We start from the raw sequence: 17,157 nt of genomic DNA, 5'->3' as shown, positions 1-17,157 counted from the left end.
CACCCTCCCGCGCAGCCCTCGACACAGCGTCGAACCCCGCCGACCCCGTGGAGCCGAGTCGTCGGGTAAGAAGCTCTCATGCCTTTCGCCGACGAACTCCTCGGCCCGGACGCGGCCGGCACGCTGTTTCGGACCATGCGCACCGCCGCTCCGGGCGCAGACCTGTCGGTACTCGAAGGATCGATCGATCGGCTGGGTCCACTCGCGCTTCGAGCCCGCGCAGATCTGTTGCGTGACGGCCTGCTCTCGGCACTGCCCGGCACCTACACGGAGTTCGCCCGCATCATCCGACGTGCCGCCACCGATCCCGACTTCCAGGGCTGGTCGATCTGGCCGGTCACGAGCGCTGTCGCATCGAAGGCCGTCGAGGAGAACACCTCGAGCGCATTCGACGACGGAATGGCCTTGCTCGCCGAGCTCACCGGCCGACTCAGCTCGGAATTCGCCATCCGCTCGTTTCTTCGAGCCGACCTGGATCGGTCGCTCGCAATCGCGTCGGACTGGACGACATCCTCGGACGAGCATGTGCGGCGTCTGGCGTCTGAGGGCACCCGCCCGTATCTTCCGTGGTCGGTGCGCGTCCCCGAAATACTCGCGCGCCCGGGCGTCACGGTGCCGATCCTGGACCGGCTCTACCGAGACGACAGTGATTACGTTCGACGTTCTGTCGCGAACCATCTCAACGATGTCAGCCGAGACGTCCCGGACTTGGTCGTCGGGACCACCACCCGGTGGCTCGACAGCCCGGACGCACACACCGAAAAGCTTGTGCGACATGCACTTCGGACGGTGATCAAGAAGGGAAACCGGGACGCGCTCGAGCTGCTCGGGTTCGCTCCGGCCGACCTCGATGTGGACGGCCCCACCCTCGACGTCACGGAGCTGCCCATGGGCGGAGAAGTGGAGTTCACGGCCTCGATCCGCAACGTCGGCACCGAACCGGCCAAGGTTGCGATCGACTACATCGTGCATCACACCAAAGCCAACGGTGGGGTGACGGGGAAGACGTTCAAGCTGACGACGAGAACGATCACGCCCGGCGACAGCATCGATGTGCGGCGGCAGCATTCGTTCAAGCCGCTGACCACACGGAAGTACTACCCCGGCCCACACTCCATCGAGCTCCAGATCAACGGTGTGAGTTACGGTCGCGCGGAGTTCTCGCTCGGGGGCTAGCGGCGAGCGTCGTGCAGCTCACATGCAGCACCTCGGGTACGTCCGTACGGTCGAAGAGGTGCGCAAGAAGTGGCGGTGGCTGGCGGTGGTGCTCGGCATCGCCGTGCTCGTCGCAACTCCCTCGGTGATCTCGCGCTTGCCCGTCGACCCGTCCGACATCGGCGCGACCGAACTGCTCGAACAGGTCAAGTCCTCCACCGAGACGCCGTACTCGGGCTACGCCCAGGCGGTCGGCGGTGTCATCATTCCGGTGACCGAGGGGCTCGGCGGCCTGCCGGATCTGCTCGGCGACACCACCTCTCTGCGTGCCTGGTATCGCGCCCCGGACAGCTGGCGCGTCGACACCGTGCGTCTGGCCGGTGAGCGCGGTCTCTACCGGAGCCCGACGCGGCTGTGGAGATGGGACTACGAGCAGAACACGGCCGTGGTGACCCCGGTCCCCGAACCGAGCCTGCGCCTGCCACGCGAGGCCGACCTGCTCCCCCCGGAGCTGGGCCGGCGGTTGCTGAGCGAGGCGACCGCGGATGAGGTCACCCGGCTTCCGGCACGCCGGATCGCCGGTCGCGACGCCCCTGGCCTGAGGCTCGTCCCCAGCCAGCCGCAGAGCACCGTCACCGGAGTCGACGTCTGGGTCGACCCCGACAGCGGGCTCCCGCTGCAGGTCGACGTGCTGGGAGCCGGGGCCACCCGTCCGGTCGTCAGCACCGCGTTCCTCGACTTCTCCTCCGAGATTCCCGATGCCGACACCGTCCGTTTCGTTCCCCCGCCCGGTACCGACGTGCAGCAGCAGGACGGTGGCGACATCGCCTCGTTCGCCGACCGGCTCGACACCTCAGGCCTGCCGTCGACCCTGTCCGGCCTCGATCTGCGCCCCCGCGAAGGCCAGGGTTCGGTGGGAATCTACGGCCGCGGCGTGACCGAACTGTTCGCCGTTCCCCTGCCGCGACGCGCCGCGGGCGGACTCGTCGAACAGTTGCAGTCCGCCCCCGGGGCAATCGTCACCGACGACAGCGTCGCGGTGTCGCTCGGTCCACTCAACGTCCTCGTCACCGGACCCACCGACGACCGGCGTCGCTATCTGCTGTCCGGCACCGTCACCGCGGAAACCCTGACGACCGCCGCCCAACAGCTCGGAGGAGCAGCCACATGATCCGCACGACCGGCCTGACCAAGAGCTACGGATCGGTGCGGGCAGTCGACGGTGTCGACCTCGACGTGCGCGCCGGCGACATCTACGGCTTCGTGGGCGCAAACGGCTCCGGCAAGACGACGACCGTGCGGATGCTGCTCGGCCTGGTGCTGGCGACCTCCGGGCAGATACAGGTGCTCGGCGAGGAGATGCCCCGGCGACGCCGAAGCGTGCTGCCACGGGTGGGGGCGCTGATCGAGAACCCCGCCGCCTACCCCAACCTGTCCGGACGCAGAAACCTCACGCTGCTCGACGCGGCCGGTCCGGGTGGGTCCCGGCGGACCCGGAAAACCAGGGTCGGTGAAGCCCTCGAGCAGGTGGGCCTCGCCGGAGTGGGACGCAGACCGGTCAAGCAGTACTCGCTCGGCATGCGGCAGCGTCTCGGGCTGGCGGCGGCGCTGATGCGTACCCCCGAACTGCTGATCCTCGACGAGCCGACCAACGGACTCGACCCACAGGGAATCCTCGAGATTCGAGAGTTGCTGCTGGGCTTGCACTCTCAGGGCACCACGGTGTTCCTCTCCAGCCATCTGCTGGCCGAGGTGGAACAACTGTGCGACCGAGTGGGAGTGCTCGACCGAGGTCGACTCGTCCTACAGGACCAGCTGTCCTCGATGCAGCGGTCCACCGGCCGGGTGTCGGTGCGCACCGCCGATCCCGCTCACGCGGTCTCCGTGCTCTCCGGCGTCGAGGGGGCCACGGTGCTCGAACGTGTGGGTCAGCAACTCGTCGTCGAGCACCGGGACCCAGCCGAGCTGAACCGGCTCCTCGTCGAGGGAGGTGTCCGGGTGAGTGAGCTGAGCGAGCAGCGGATGAGCCTCGAACAGTCCGTGCTTGCTGTCACCGGGGCCAGTTCCGACAGAGTCGACGCCCCCGGCGCACTTCGAGACAGCGCCGTCCGGACCGAGGTGACCGCATGATCGGCGTCGAACTGCGCGCAATGCTGAGCCGACCCCGCACCTGGGTCGTCATCCTTCTGCTCAATCTGCTGCCGACCATCGTCGCGGGCCTCCTCGCCCTCACCGACGTCGGTCCGCGTCCCGGCGAAGGCCCCGCCTTCCTCTCTGCGGTGACCACCAACGGCCAGCTGTTTCCGCTCGCAGCTCTCGCCATCGTGCTCCCGCTGTTCCTGCCCGTCGCCGTGTCGGTGATCGCAGGCGATGCCGTCGCCGGGGAGGCCCAGGCCGGCACGCTGCGCTACCTGCTCGCCCGCCCGGTGGGACGAACCAAACTACTGGTGGCGAAGCTGGTCTCGGTTGCCGCCTTCGTGCTGCTGGCCGTCGTCGTCGTGGCCGTCATCGCATACTTCGTCGGCACGACGCTGTTCGACGTCACGACCCTGGGGGGCGTCTCCAGCGTGTCCGGCACAGTGCTGACCGACGAACAGGTCGCCACGCGCACCGTCATCGCCGTGCTCTACGTGACCATGTCCATGCTCGGAGTCGCCGCCATGGGCCTGTTCCTCTCGACCCTGACCGACTCCCCGCTCGCCGCGACATTGGGCGCGTTGGCGTTCCTCATCGCGAGCTCGCTGCTGCTGACGCTGGACGCCGCCGACGCCATCGCGCCGTACCTGCCGACGCGATACTGGTTGGCTTTCGTCGACCTGTTCCGCGACCCGGTGCCGACGCGGGACCTGATGCGCGGCGTCGGTGTGCAGGGCGTCTACGTCGTCGTTCTTCTCGGCGCGGCGTGGGCGAACTTCACCACCAAGGACATCACGAGCTGAGACGGCTGCAATCAGCTGCGCCGAGCTCGGTGGTGGAGTCGCCGTCCAACTGGGCAGAGACCATCGCACCGACCAGAGGATCGCGCGGCAGGTTCCCGTGATCGACGGTCGAGTCCGCGCACACGCTCTGAACGGGGATGTTGACCGCCCCGTCGAGTTCGGCCGACGTCGGCGGGGTCACCACCTGATCCAACTCGGTCCAGATCGACACCCACTGCGGCCCATCCGGGGTCTCGTCCCCGGAGTTCAGGGCGGCGAACACGGAACTGTCCGGGGCGAGCTGCTGACAAGCGGTGGCGCACTGGTCGGGCACGAACTGGGCCGCCAGCGCCGCCACCTGAGTGCCGTGGTGCGGGGAGCCGAGAGTGACGATGCGTCGGGCCTGCTCGGCACCGCCCAGGTCGGCGGCCCAGAGCCGCGCCACCACCCCGCCGGCGGAATACCCGACGACGTCGACCGAGCTCGCTCCCGTCCGAGCCAGAGCCGCGTCGACGGCGTCGCGCAGGGTCTGCGCCTGCACGGTCAGATCGCCGACGCCACCGTCGGGCAGGGCCACCACTGTGGCGTCGCGACCGTCCTCCCGTAGTTCGGCCGCGAGCACGTCCAGCGAGTCGGTGGATCCGCCGAACCCGGGGATCAGCAGCACTGGGCCGGGCACGGACTGGTCGACGCTGGCGACGGGGTCGCTCGCGGGGCGTGATGCCACGAAGGCCGCCACAGCCGCGACGACCGCGACCAATACGAGGGCGAGTAAGACGAACACGAGACGACGGCGAGCCGGGGCGAGGGAGGCGAACACTCTGTCCAGTGTGCCTGGAGATCACGCCTGATCGCGGACCACCGGAGGAACGAGCACGAACTTCCCCACGTGGTCCCTTTCCAGGAAGCGCTGCTGCGCGGCGGCGATCTGCTCGAGCGGAAACGACTCGGCCAACAAAGGACGAATCTCACCGGCCTCGATGTACGACACGAGGTTCGGAAACACGTCCTCGTCCCACGCTGTACAGCCGAGGAGCGTCAGGTCGTTCAGGTACATCGTCCGTAGATCCAACGCGACGATGGGTCCTGCGATCGCACCCGAGGACACGTATGTTCCCCCACGAACGAGGACGTCGAGCAACGGACCGAAACCGTCGCCTGCGACGTTGTCGATCACCACATCGACGCTGTGCTTGCCGAGGGCGTCCACCACGTCGACATCGCGCCCGTAGACCTCGTGGACGCCGAGTTCGCGAAGCTGGTCGTGCTTGGCCCGGCTCGCGACGCCGATCACGCGGGCACCGCGCCGAGCGGCGAGTTGCACTGCGGCAGAACCGACTCCGCCCGACGCGCCGGTGATGAGCACTGTCGACCCTCGATGCACCCCCGCGCGAGCGATCATGTTCTCCGCCGTGCCGTAGGCACACGGAATCGTCGCCAACTCCGCATCGGTCCACCCACAGTCGACCGGAAAGATCTCGCTCGCCGGAACGACGACGAACTGCGCGAACGCGCCGTCCATGTCCGAACCCAACCACCGCGTCTCGCCCGACGAGAAGCCGTCGACGCGCATGCACGATCGAACCAGGACACGGCGGCCGACGATGGATTCGTCCGTCCCCGGACTCGCACACAAGAGACCGCAGCAGTCCGTGCCCTGAATCAGCGGAAAAGGCGTCGCGTCGTTCCACCCGCCGTCCGCGTACCAGCCCACGCGTGTGTTGATTTCGGTGTTGTTCATCCCCGCGGCCAACACTCGAACGAGCACCTCCCCGGGGCCCGGCACGGGTATCGGCACCTCGGACACGACGAGGTTGTCGTACCCACCGTTGCCGGTGGTGACGATGGCTGTCATCAGATCACCGCGGGTGCTATCGGTTCGCATGAAGTCATCTTGCAGGACCGATGTCACGAACAGGCCGATGCAGCGCTGGATCGACAACCAAAAAGGCCCCCGACGCGCTGGTGCGTATCGAGGGCCTGCTGGTGGAGCCGCCTAAGAGAATCGAACTCTTGACCTTTTCATTACGAGTGAAATGCTCTACCGACTGAGCTAAGGCGGCGTGCCTTTCGGCGTTGGTGAGTCTAACGGAGCATCACGTCGAAACGAAAATCGCCCTCCCTCGAGCGGCGAGGCGGGCTCGGCCCCTAACGCAGCACGTCGCCCAGCGTCGCCACCATCGCATAGATCGCGAACTTGGGTTTTGCATTGACTGCCAACGACTCTCGGCATTCGAGGATTGCCTCGATACTCTTCAGCAGCGCCTCGGGCGAGACGGCTTTTGCCATTCGCTCGACCTGCTCGGCCATGTCGGGATGGGTTGCCGTGGCGGTCGATCCGTACGAGCGAGCGAGCGCATCTCGATACAGGCCCACCAGATCCATCAGCGCGCGATCGAGTGAGTCACGACCGGTTCTGGTGGCACGCGACTTCTGCCGCTTCTCGAGGTCCTTGAGCACTCCGGCCGAGCCACGCAGCGCACCCGCCGCACCCTTGCCGGTACCGCCTGCACCGAGAGCCGTCCGCAACTCCTCGGTCTCGGCCTCGTCGCGGGAGGCACTCATTTCCTTGGCCTCGTCCTCAGCGGCCTTCACCAGCTCCTCGGCCGCGAGGTACGCCTGATTGGGCCGGGCTGCAGCCGACGCCAGCGCCAGTGCACGTTTACGACGCGCCCGGGCGTCCTCGTCGGTGGCGAGACGGCGCGCTCTGCCCACGTGGCCGCCACTGATCGACGCGGCCCACTCTGCCGTCTCGGCGTCGAGCTTGTCGCGGGTCTGCAGGACCTGGGCGATCGCCGGCACCGTGGGTGTCACCAGCGAGACGTGCCGGCACCGCGAGCGCAGAGTCACCGAGATGTCCTGCGGATCGACCGACGGCGCACACAGAAGGAACACCGTCTTGGCCGGCGGCTCCTCGACGACCTTGAGCAGCACATTTCCGGCACCCTCGGTGAGCCGGTCGGCGTCCTCGACGACCACCACCTGCCACAGGCCAGTGCTGGGTCGACGCGAGGCGATGGAGACGATGTCGCGCATCTCCTTGGTGCTGATGCTCAATCCCTCGGGCACGACGCGTCGCACATCGCCGTGGGTACCGGCCATGGTCGTCGAGCAGGCCTGGCAGTGCCCGCACCCGGGAGTGCCCTCGGTGGTGCACTGCAAAGCCGCAGCGAAGCACAGGGCAGCGATGGAACGGCCGGATCCCGGTGGACCGGTGAACAGCCACGAATGCGTCATCGCCGACGAGTCGACGCCGGTGCGAGCGGCCACCGCAGCGGCCGTCAGATCGGCCTCGACATCTTCCTGACCGACCAATCGATCGAACACACCCGCCATGCACGCAACCCTAGTGGTTGGGGCCGACAACCCGAACCCGCGAACTCGAAGTTATGCATGGATACGGCACGGAAAACGTCCATAACTTCGAGCTCGGCGGCTACTCGGTGTCGGTCTTCTTCGCTGGTGCCTTCTTGGCCGGGGCCTTCTTCGCGGCAGTGGTCTTGGAGGCAGTGGCCTTGGTGGCCGTCTTCTTGGCAGCAGCTTTCTTTGCCGGAGCCTTCTTCGCTGCGGCCTTCTTGGCCGGAGCCTTCTTGGCGGCGGCCTTCTTCGCCGGTGCCTTCTTCTTCACCGGACCACGAGCGCGCCTGTCCGCCAACAACTCCGACGCACGATCGTCGGTGATCGACTCGACCTCGTCGTCCTTGCGCAGGCTGGCGTTGGTCTCGCCGTCGGTGACGTACGGCCCGAAGCGACCGTCCTTGATCACCATCGGCTTCTCACTGATCGGGTCGACGCCCAGCTCACGCAGCGGCGGCTTGGCTTCGCCCTGACGACCCCGACGCTTGGGCTCGGCGTAGATCTTCAACGCCTCTTCCAAGGTGACGGTGAACATCTGATCCTCGTCGGCGAGCGAGCGAGAGTCGGTGCCCTTCTTCAGGTACGGGCCGTAGCGACCGTTCTGCGCGAGGATCTCTTCCTTGGACTCCGGATCGACTCCGACGACGCGAGGCAGCGAGAGCAGCTTGAGCGCATCCTCGAGCGTGATGGTCGCCAGGTCCATGGACTTGAGCAGAGAACCGGTGCGCGGCTTGGGGCCGGTTGCCTTCTTCGCAGCCGCCTTCTTGGCCGGAGCTTTCTTGGCCGCCGCCTTCTTCACTGCGGTCTTGACGCCACCGCCACCGTCACCGTCGTTGCCGGACGGCACCGGGACGATATCGGGCTCGGGGGGCGTGGGTTCGGGTTCCGGCTCGGGCAGGATTTCGGTGACGTAGGGACCGAAACGGCCTTCCTTCGCGACGATGTCGTGACCGGTCAGCGGATCGACACCCAGCTTGCGCCCCTCTTGCGGTGTGGCGAACAGCTTTTCGGCGAAGTCGATCGTCAACTCGTCCGGTGGAAGATCGTCGGGCAGGTTGGCGCGCTGGCTGATCGGATCGCCGTCGGGATCATCGTCGCTGACGACCATGCGCTCGAGATACGGACCGTAACGGCCCACGCGCACATGGATTTCGCGACCCTCGGAGTCGTCGAACAGACGGATGGAGTTGATGGTGCGGGCGTCGATCTCTTCGAGATTCTGGCCGACCATCTTCTTCAGGCCACCGGAGCGAGCCACCGAGCCCTCGGCACCGGTGTCGCCGCCGAAGTAGAAGCTCTGCAGCCAATTGCCGCGTCGCTCACGGCCTCCCGCGATGGCGTCGAGGTCGTCCTCCATGCCTGCGGTGAAGTCGAAGTCCACCAGACGCCCGAAGTGAGCCTCCAGCAACGCAACCACCGAGAACGCCACCCACGACGGCACCAGCGCACTGCCGCGCTTGTAGACGTAACCGCGGTCGAGAATGGTCTTGATGATCGACGAATACGTCGACGGCCGACCGATGCCCAGCTCCTCGAGCGTCTTGATGAGCGACGCCTCGGTGAACCGCGCGGGCGGGTTGGTGGTGTGACCGTCGGGATCGAGCTGGGTGGCGGTGACGGCCTGGCCCTGAACCAGTGCGGGCAAACGGGATTCGGCATCGTCGGACTGTCCGCCGGCCTGATCGTCGACGCTCTCCACGTAGGCCTTGAGGAAGCCGGCGAACGTGATGGTGCGCCCCGAAGCGGAGAACGTGCACTCCTCGCCGGTTCCGGCCGTTCCGGTGATGCGCAGTGTCAGCGTGGTGCCGCGCACGTCGGCCATCTGCGACGCGACCGTGCGCTGCCAGATCAGCTCGTACAGGCGGAATTCGTCGGTCTGCAGGGCCGAGTGCAACTGACCGGGCGTCTGGAAGACATCACCGGACGGGCGGATGGCCTCGTGGGCCTCCTGCGCGTTCTTGACCTTGCGAGTGTACTGACGCGGCGACGGATGGACGTACTCCGGTCCGTAGAGCTCGGTCGCCTGGGTACGTGCCGCCGAGATCGCCGACGCGGACAGCGTCGTCGAGTCGGTACGCATGTAGGTGATGTAGCCGTTCTCGTACAGCCGCTGCGCGACACGCATGGTGCGCTCGGAGCTGAAGCGCAACTTGCGGGCGGCTTCCTGCTGCAGCGTCGACGTCATGAACGGCGGGTACGGCTTGCGGGTGTACGGCTTGTCCTCGGCGGACGCGACCGTCAGGTCGACGCCTTCGAGAGCCTCGGCGAGGCGTCGGGCACGCGGTTCGTCGAGGACGGTCACCGCATCGGACTTGAGCTTGCCGTCGGCCCCGAAGTCGCGACCGGCGGCGACGCGATTGCCGTCGACATTGACCAGGCGGGCTCCGAAGCTGCGCGGGGTGGCGTCGGCTCCAGCGTCGAGCGTGGCGGAGATGTCCCAGTACTCGGCACTGCGGAACGCCATCCGCTCGCGCTCGCGCTGGACGACGATGCGGGTGGCCACGGACTGCACTCGGCCTGCCGAGAGCTTCGGCATGACCTTCTTCCACAGCACCGGGCTGACCTCGTAGCCGTAGAGACGGTCGAGGATACGACGGGTCTCCTGGGCGTCGACGAGGTCTTGATCGAGGTCACGGGTATCGGCGGCGGCAGCGAGAATGGCCGGCTTGGTGATCTCGTGGAACACCATGCGTCGAACCGGGATCTTGGGGTTCAGGGTCTCGAGGAGATGCCAGGCGATGGCCTCACCCTCGCGGTCGGGGTCAGTGGCGAGATAGAGCTCGTCGGCGTCCTTGAGCAGGCTTTTCAGCTCTGCGACCTTGCCCTTCTTCTCGGGCGAGACGACGTACAGGGCCTCGAAGTCGTGGTCGACGTCCACGCCGAGACGTGCCCAGGGCTCACCCTTGTACTTGGCGGGAACGTCCGCGGCACCGCGGGGAAGGTCGCGAATATGGCCGACGGAGGCCTCGACGACGTAGTTGCTCCCGAGGTACGGGGCGATCTTCTTTGCCTTGGTCGGAGACTCGACGATGACCAGACGACGTGGCTCGGCGGAGCTGTCCCCCGTGCCGTTGTTACGTGCTGCCACCTTGCTGCCGAACCTTCCCTAGTGCGTTTTCACAGGCAGATTTGCCTGTCCCACTACTAACAGACTGACATACGTCGGCCAAATACTCGCAGATCAGTCACAGATCGGCCTACTCGGCGTGGGGCCAATTGGTACGTGCGTCCACGTTCTGTGGAGCCTCGCCGACGTTCTCGGTGAGCCGCAGCAGCCGGCGTCGACCGGTGATTCGGAGGCCCGGATTGGACCCACGCGTGCCGATCAGCGTCGGCGCGATGCCCGCGCGCATCAACGACTGAGCGAGAACGGCGTGAGTTTCCGGCGCGTGGGGATCCAGACCGAGCACGTACCGCTCCCCCTCCGCCTCGGGACGACCCGACGCGAGCACCCAGGCGCGCAGTTCGCGAGAACCCGGTACCCAACCGGGCGGGACGGCCTTGACGGCGCCCTTGGTCCACAGAGACGCCAATGCGGACAGTTCGGGCACCGACGCGGTACGCACCAGAGGCCTGTCCTCCTCCGATCGACCGAGCTCCGGCGTCAGACCGCATTGCTCGATGAGTTCGGCGATGGCATCCGCGCGCCACTGAGCGTCGACCACGACGGAAATTCGGGCCGCACCCGCCGAAGTGACGACATGGCCGGTGGCAGCCAGCAACCCACTGAGATCGGTCACCGCGGGCGGCAACGACTCAGCGGAGAAGAAGGACAGCTGGTTCACAGCATGGACATTAGGACATCGACGCCCGCGCTCACGGCTTTCGGCGCTCCCCGGTGGTTCGTGGAAACGAAACATCCCCCTTTTCGATCGGCCTTGTAGGACCGATGAAAAGGGGGATGACGGTTCTCGACTCCAAAGAGAAGAGAATCAGACTGCGCGAACGCCCGTGGCCTGAGGACCCTTGGTGCCCTGGCCGACCTCGAACTCGACGCGCTGGTTCTCCTCGAGGGTGCGGAAGCCGCTGCCCTGAATCTCGGAGTAATGAACGAAGACGTCAGCGGAGCCGTCTTCTGGTGCGATGAATCCAAAGCCCTTTTCGGCGTTGAACCACTTCACAGTTCCCTGTGCCATGCTTTTCCTTCTCTTTCTAACACCGGATTCGATGGAGCGCACTTTCGGTCCATCGGGCCGGTTCCGACCGCTGCACTTTCTACGAATCCCCCTCAGGATTCCCCCTGACGGACGAGCTCTTCCAGTACCGCGCCCGCAACATTAGATCCTGCGAGCGTAGAACGAACACAGAAGCTGCGACCGCGTCAAGTGAACCATGAACTCCGCGTTCGCAACAGTCGAAAGTCGACCGTTTTCGAACATTTTGTCCGTGTTGTAGAAACGGACAACATCCGACAAGCGAATTGCTGCTCCCACCAGGGCGCGAAGGAGCTGAGCAGGTCCCCGCTAGCATGGGGTTGTCGCGAACAGCCCGACGGCGCTTGTAGATCGAACGAATGCATGGAGGCCCGTGACCGAGAAGAATCCGCTGGGCGGTGCGGATGCCGGGAGCTACGGGCAGCGGTTGCTGGATCGAGTATCGGCGGGATCGCCTGCGAGCGAGAGCCCGTTGACCCACGTCGCCGAACTGCCGGCACGCGCCTCCCAGTTCTCCTCCTGGCCGTCGTGGGTGGGCCCGGAAGTGGTGCAGGTGATCACCTCTCGTGGGATCTCACAACCCTGGACGCATCAGGCACGTGCGGCAACACTCGCCGCCGAGGGCAGTCATGTGGTGCTCTCGACCAGCACCGCGTCGGGTAAGTCGCTGGCGTATCAACTCCCCATCCTCACGACGCTGTCCGCCGACGCCCGGGCCACCGCGCTGTATCTGGCCCCCACCAAGGCCCTCGGTGCCGATCAGCTGCGCACCACGATCTCGATCACCGACGAGTTGCGTTCGGTGTCAGACGAACTCGCCGAGGTGTTCCCGAGTGCGTACGACGGCGATACACCGATCGAGATTCGTCAGTGGGCCCGCGCGAATGCGCGCTGGATCTTCACCAATCCCGACATGCTGCATCTCGGCATCCTCGGCTCGCATGAGCGGTGGTCGCGATTCCTCCGCAACCTCCGCTACGTGGTGGTGGACGAATGCCATTACTACCGTGGCGTTTTCGGATCCAATGTCGCGCTCGTGCTCCGCAGGCTACGACGCCTGTGCGCACGGTACGGAGCATCGCCGGTGTTCGTTCTCGCCAGTGCCACGACCTCCGAACCGGGGCGGGCCGCGAGCCGCCTCATCGGCGCGCCGTGCGCGGAAGTCACCGAGGACGGATCCCCGCACGGAGCCCGCACCGTCGCCCTGTGGGAACCACCGCTGCTGAAAGAAATCACCGGCGAAAACGGCGCTCCGGTCAGGAAATCCGCAGGTGCGGAAGCGTCGCGCATCATGGCCGACCTCCTGGTGGAGGGCGCGCGAACTCTGGCATTCGTGCGGTCCCGGCGCGGAGCCGAGGTGACCGCGCTGGGGACCCAGAGAATTCTCGCCGACGTCGATCCGCAATTGATACGACGCGTCGCCGCCTATCGCGCAGGGTATTTGGCCGAGGATCGGCGCAAACTCGAATCCGATCTGTCCGACGGCACGTTGCTCGGCGTCGCCACCACCAATGCGCTCGAACTGGGCGTCGACATCGCCGGTTTGGACGCGGTGATCGTTGCCGGCTTCCCCGGCACCGTCGCGTCGTTCTGGCAGCAGGGCGGCCGGGCCGGTCGACGCGGGGAGGGCTCGCTACTGGTGCTCGTTGCGCGCGACGATCCACTCGACACATATCTGGTGCATCACCCGGCGGCTCTGTTGGACAAGCCCGTCGAGGCGACCGTCACCGACCCCACCAACCCGTACATCCTGGCTCCGCAATTGCTCTGCGCTGCAGTCGAACTGCCGATCACCCTCGTCGAGGCCGAGGAGCTGAGCGCAGAATCGGTGCTCGAGGAACTCGAACTGAAAGGCTATGTGCGCAAGCGTCCGCACGGGTGGTTCATCACTCCCGAGGGGCAGCAGCTCTCGCCCCACGGTGCGGTGAACATTCGCGGCGGCACCGGGGTGCAGGTGGCCATCGTCGACGGCGAGTCCGGTCGCATGCTCGGCACCGTCGACGGCGGCAGAGCGCCCGCCACCGCCCACCCGGGTGCCGTCCACATTCACCAGGGTGAGTCGTTCGTGGTCGACGACCTCGATCTCGATGCCGGCCTCGCACTGGTGCACGCCGAGCAGCCCGAGTGGAACACCTCGGCCCGCGAGATCACCGACATCTCGATCACCGCGGTGCACGAATCCGTCGACTACGGCGAGGTACGCGTCGCACTGGTGCAGGTCAACGTCACCCATCAGGTCGTCGGATATCTGCGACGCCTCCTCTCCGGCGAGGTACTCGACTCCATCGAACTCGACATGCCCGCACAGACACTCGACACCAGAGCCGTCATGTACACCATCACCCCGGAGTTGCTCGAGCACAGCGGAGTTCCGTACGAACGATTCCCCGGATCACTGCACGCGGCCGAGCACGCCGCCATCGGGCTGCTGCCCCTGGTGGCGACGTGCGATCGCTGGGACATCGGCGGAGTGTCGACGGCTCTGCACCCCGACACCGGCCTGCCTACAGTGTTCGTCTACGACGGATACGACGGCGGAGCAGGCTTCGCCGACCGCGGTCACGTGGCCATCGCCGATTGGCTCACGGCCACCAAAGACGCCATCGTCTCCTGCGAATGCCAGACTGGTTGCCCCTCCTGTGTGCAATCACCCAAATGCGGAAACGGCAACGATCCACTGGACAAAGACGGTGCTGTTCGAGTGTTGACGGCGGTACTGGCGGCCATCACTCGGGAGGGTTGAGTCCGGGGATTCCGATTCAGCGCCGGTCCAGTGATGGTCCAGTGCCGGTCCAGCGATGGGCGCAAACGCGCGCGCATTCGCTGAACGCGTGCAAAATCGGCTGCTGAACGGGGCTATATCGCGCGCATCTGACAAACGCGCGCGCATTCGCGGTCGCTGGGCGCAAGGCGCGAACTCACGGGCGCACAGCGGAATCCGTTACCTGCACAACGACATTCGTAGGTCCGCGGGTACGCGAACATGCGACAGCCGATGCTACGTCGGTTCCGGGCTGTTGCGAATGGACAGGGCCGCAGCGGACGACCGAATGTGTTGTTCGGCCGACTTCATTGCGAGCTCTGCGTCACCGGCTTCGACGGCCGCCAGAATCTGCCGGTGTTCGGTATTCAGCTTGTCGGCCAACGAGTCCCAATCCTCGATCTCCAAGAGCGCGGCGAGGATGGGCGCACGCATCGACTCCCGGATTGCTGCGGTGAGGGACGCGACGAAGTCGTTACCCGAGGCCTCGGCCAAGGCGATGTGAAAGTTCGTGTCGGCGTCGTTGAAGACCTCTCGGGTGACACCCCGCGCTGCCATGATGCCCACTTCGGCCCTCGCCTGCGCAAGCTTGGTCTGATCGGGGGCCACCGCGGCAAGGTGAACACTTGCCCGCTCGAGCGCAACTCGCGTGCTGATCAAGTCGTCGATCCGAAAATTGGTCAGCGCGACGTGCAGGCGAAGGAGACGTGTGAGCGCCGGCCGCGGCAGCGCCGCAACGAAGGTGCCGGCTCCGGGACCCGAACCCGGTGACGACCGGAGGATTCCACTGCTTTCGAGGACGCGCACGGCTTCACGGACCCCGGCCCGGCTGACGTCGAGCTGAGCTGCGAAGTCCCGCTCGGGCGGCAGCGGATCTCCGACGCGGAGATCGCCCGCCATGATGCGCTCCTCGATCGCGTCGATGACCAGTTCGTGCGCCCGTGCGCGCCGGACCGGCTTCCACGAAAGCGTTTCGTTCTGCGTCCGTCCAGCGTCGTCTGCCATAACGATCATCCAACCAGAAGTTGGTCTGTGCCTCGAGCCTCTTGACCCCATCGAGTGTGATCCATATCATTCGTTCTGTGGTCAGACCTCACATACCTTGAAGGTCTTGAATGGAGTAGCTGTGTACACACCCGATCTCGCACCGCTCGCGGACAGCATGGGATTGTCCGCAGCGGTGGCTTGCCTGCCGCTGTTGACGGTCTTCGTCACGCTCGGACTTCTTCGGTGGAAAGCCCACTTCGCCGGTCTGGCCGGGCTCGTCGTCGCATTGGCGGTGGCGGTTCTGGCCTACGACATGCCGGTGAACCTGGCCGGACTGTCGGCAACACAAGGCTTCGCCTTCGGGTTGTTTCCCATCGTGTGGATCGTGATCTGTGCGATCTGGTTGTACGAGTTGACCGTGACGAGCGGACGGTTCGACGACCTGCGCCGCATCATCGATGCCATCTCCGACGATCCGCGTATCCAGGCGATCATCATCGCGTTCGGCTTCGGCGGGCTACTCGAAGCCCTCGCCGGATTCGGTGCTCCCGTCGCCATCACCGGTGTCATGCTTCTGGCCATCGGTTTCGCTCCGATGCGCGCAGCCGTCGTCGTGTTGCTCGCCAACACCGCGCCGGTTGCCTTCGGTGCCATCGGCATTCCGATCCTCACCGCCGGAAACTTGACGGGAATCGACTACCACGAGATCGGCGCGTACGTGGGTCACCAGACCCCGTTCATCGCCCTGTTCGTACCGCTGTTCATCGCGTTCCTCACCGATGGCCGACGCGGCGTCGCCCAGACGTGGCCGGTCGCACTGGCCGTCGGTGTCGTGTTCGCCGTCGCGCAGTGGATCAGCGCAACCTGGATCTCGGTCGAGTTGACCGACATCATCGCCTCACTGGCGGGCATCGCCGCAGCAGTCGTGGTTCTGCGGTTCTGGAAGCCGACCGGATCCGATGAGGCGCGCGAACGCATCCTCCTGGCCCGAGATGCCGACCTCGATTCGGGGAGCTCCGGCACTGCGCCGATCACGCCTGCGCCGGTCGCCACCCGCACCATCGAGGCCGCGCCGCTGACGACCCAACGAGTGTGGCTCGCACTGTTCCCGTACCTGCTCGTCATCGCGGTGTTCTCCGTGGCCAAGCTGTGGTCCCCGGTCGCCGGGTTCCTCGCCTCGACCGACATCGCCGTACCGTGGCCCGGTCTCGACGGCAACATCCTCACCGCCGCCGGTTCCCCCGCAACCACCACCATCTACAAGTTCACCTGGCTGTCCACGCCGGGAACACTGCTCCTGATCTGCGGTGTCATCGTCGCCGCCGTCTACCGCGTCAGCGCTCCCGACGCCGCCCGGCTGTTCGGAAGCACCCTGATCAAACTGCGATTCTCCGCACTCACGGTGGGCGCGGTTCTGGCGCTCGCCTACGTGATGAACCAGTCGGGGCAGACCATCACCATCGGAACCTGGATTGCCGGCACCGGCGCATTCTTCGCCTACCTCTCCCCGATTCTCGGGTGGCTGGGAACCGCGGTCACCGGCTCGGACACCAGCGCGAACGCGTTGTTCGCGACGCTGCAGCAGACTGCAGCGATCAACGCCGGCATCGACCCCACCCTGCTGGTCGCCGCCAACACCTCGGGTGGTGTGGTGGGAAAGATGATCAGCCCGCAGAATCTCGCCATCGCTGCTTCCGCGGTGGGGTTGGTCGGGCGGGAGTCCGAAATTTTCCGAAAAGTCATCGGGTGGAGCCTCGGCCTGCTGCTTGCGATCTGTCTCCTGGTCGGACTCCAGAGTTCGGTACTGGCCTGGATGCTCCCCTGA

The 17,157-nt window shown here is 66.1% G+C and carries 13 protein-coding genes, 1 tRNA gene and 1 pseudogene; 6 read left to right on the top strand and 9 right to left on the bottom strand.

The annotated features are described in order from the left end of the window. Window positions 1-78: 78 nt before the first annotated feature. From CH291_RS12865 to CH291_RS12850, 4 genes are read left to right on the top strand one after another with little or no spacing between them, the layout of a single operon-like run. Window positions 79-1,176 (top strand): DNA alkylation repair protein, encoded by a 1,098-nt coding sequence (locus tag CH291_RS12865; RefSeq protein WP_094687654.1) that lies wholly within the window; start codon window positions 79-81, stop codon window positions 1,174-1,176. 22 nt (window positions 1,177-1,198) lie between these two features. Next, window positions 1,199-2,326, top strand: coding sequence for a LolA family protein (locus CH291_RS12860; RefSeq protein ID WP_082899004.1), 1,128 nt, complete (start codon window positions 1,199-1,201; stop codon window positions 2,324-2,326). Beyond that, a complete protein-coding gene (locus tag CH291_RS12855) occupies window positions 2,323-3,285 on the top strand; it encodes an ABC transporter ATP-binding protein (RefSeq protein ID WP_068054177.1) in 963 nt (320 codons plus the stop codon). Before CH291_RS12860 ends, CH291_RS12855 begins: the two co-directional genes overlap by 4 nt. Beyond that, the gene (locus CH291_RS12850; RefSeq protein WP_068054172.1) at window positions 3,282-4,094 is read left to right on the top strand and encodes an ABC transporter permease; all 813 of its coding nucleotides are present in this window, start codon (window positions 3,282-3,284) and stop codon (window positions 4,092-4,094) included. The genes CH291_RS12855 and CH291_RS12850 overlap by 4 nt, the downstream gene beginning before the upstream one ends. On the opposite strand, the gene CH291_RS12845 is transcribed toward CH291_RS12850, so the two are convergent. The 8 genes and pseudogenes from CH291_RS12845 to CH291_RS12815 all read right to left on the bottom strand — a co-directional run bounded on the left by CH291_RS12845 (window position 4,084) and on the right by CH291_RS12815 (window position 11,566). Then, complete coding sequence (locus CH291_RS12845; protein WP_094687653.1) at window positions 4,084-4,893, bottom strand: esterase/lipase family protein; 810 nt, start codon at window positions 4,891-4,893, stop codon at window positions 4,084-4,086. The genes CH291_RS12850 and CH291_RS12845 overlap by 11 nt on opposite strands. A 21-nt stretch (window positions 4,894-4,914) precedes the next feature. Then, window positions 4,915-5,958: a zinc-binding dehydrogenase gene (locus CH291_RS12840; protein WP_218829030.1), complete on the bottom strand. Its 1,044-nt coding sequence runs from the start codon at window positions 5,956-5,958 to the stop codon at window positions 4,915-4,917. A 102-nt stretch (window positions 5,959-6,060) separates the two neighbouring features. Beyond that, window positions 6,061-6,136 (bottom strand) — tRNA-Thr (locus CH291_RS12835). A gap of 85 nt (window positions 6,137-6,221) precedes the next feature. Continuing rightward, window positions 6,222-7,358, bottom strand: a complete 1,137-nt coding sequence (locus tag CH291_RS12830; RefSeq protein WP_373454862.1) for a DNA polymerase III subunit delta' — start codon at window positions 7,356-7,358, stop codon at window positions 6,222-6,224. Continuing rightward, window positions 7,355-7,393 (bottom strand): annotated as a pseudogene (locus CH291_RS27410) (hypothetical protein). Before CH291_RS27410 ends, CH291_RS12830 begins: the two are co-directional and overlap by 4 nt. 116 nt (window positions 7,394-7,509) lie before the next feature. Beyond that, on the bottom strand, window positions 7,510-10,518 hold the full coding sequence (topA, locus tag CH291_RS12825; protein WP_094687652.1) for a type I DNA topoisomerase: 3,009 nt from the start codon (window positions 10,516-10,518) through the stop codon (window positions 7,510-7,512). Between the two features lie 109 nt (window positions 10,519-10,627). Beyond that, on the bottom strand, window positions 10,628-11,215 hold the full coding sequence (locus CH291_RS12820) for a hypothetical protein (RefSeq protein WP_037187885.1): 588 nt from the start codon (window positions 11,213-11,215) through the stop codon (window positions 10,628-10,630). Window positions 11,216-11,362: 147 nt separating this feature from the next. Then, window positions 11,363-11,566: a cold-shock protein gene (locus CH291_RS12815; RefSeq protein ID WP_005248460.1), complete on the bottom strand. Its 204-nt coding sequence runs from the start codon at window positions 11,564-11,566 to the stop codon at window positions 11,363-11,365. 391 nt (window positions 11,567-11,957) lie between these two features. On the opposite strand from CH291_RS12815, the gene CH291_RS12810 reads away from it, so the two are divergent. After that, entirely contained in the window at window positions 11,958-14,327 is a 2,370-nt protein-coding gene (locus CH291_RS12810) for a DEAD/DEAH box helicase (protein ID WP_179276525.1), read from the top strand. Between the two features lie 255 nt (window positions 14,328-14,582). Here CH291_RS12810 and CH291_RS12805 read toward each other — a convergent pair whose 3' ends face one another. Beyond that, window positions 14,583-15,350, bottom strand: coding sequence for a FadR/GntR family transcriptional regulator (locus tag CH291_RS12805; protein WP_094687651.1), 768 nt, complete (start codon window positions 15,348-15,350; stop codon window positions 14,583-14,585). Window positions 15,351-15,507: 157 nt separating this feature from the next. Between CH291_RS12805 and CH291_RS12800 the strand changes: the two genes are divergently transcribed. Further along, window positions 15,508-17,157 carry an L-lactate permease gene (locus CH291_RS12800; protein WP_218829032.1) on the top strand — a complete coding sequence of 550 codons (1,650 nt, stop codon included), beginning with the start codon at window positions 15,508-15,510 and terminating at the stop codon, window positions 17,155-17,157.

The sequence above is a fragment of the Rhodococcus sp. 14-1411-2a genome (assembly GCF_002259485.1).
Classification (GTDB): Bacteria; Actinomycetota; Actinomycetes; order Mycobacteriales; family Mycobacteriaceae; genus Rhodococcoides.
The sequence above is the reverse complement of the archived record's forward strand: the minus strand, read 5'-3'. Positions and strand labels throughout refer to the sequence as shown.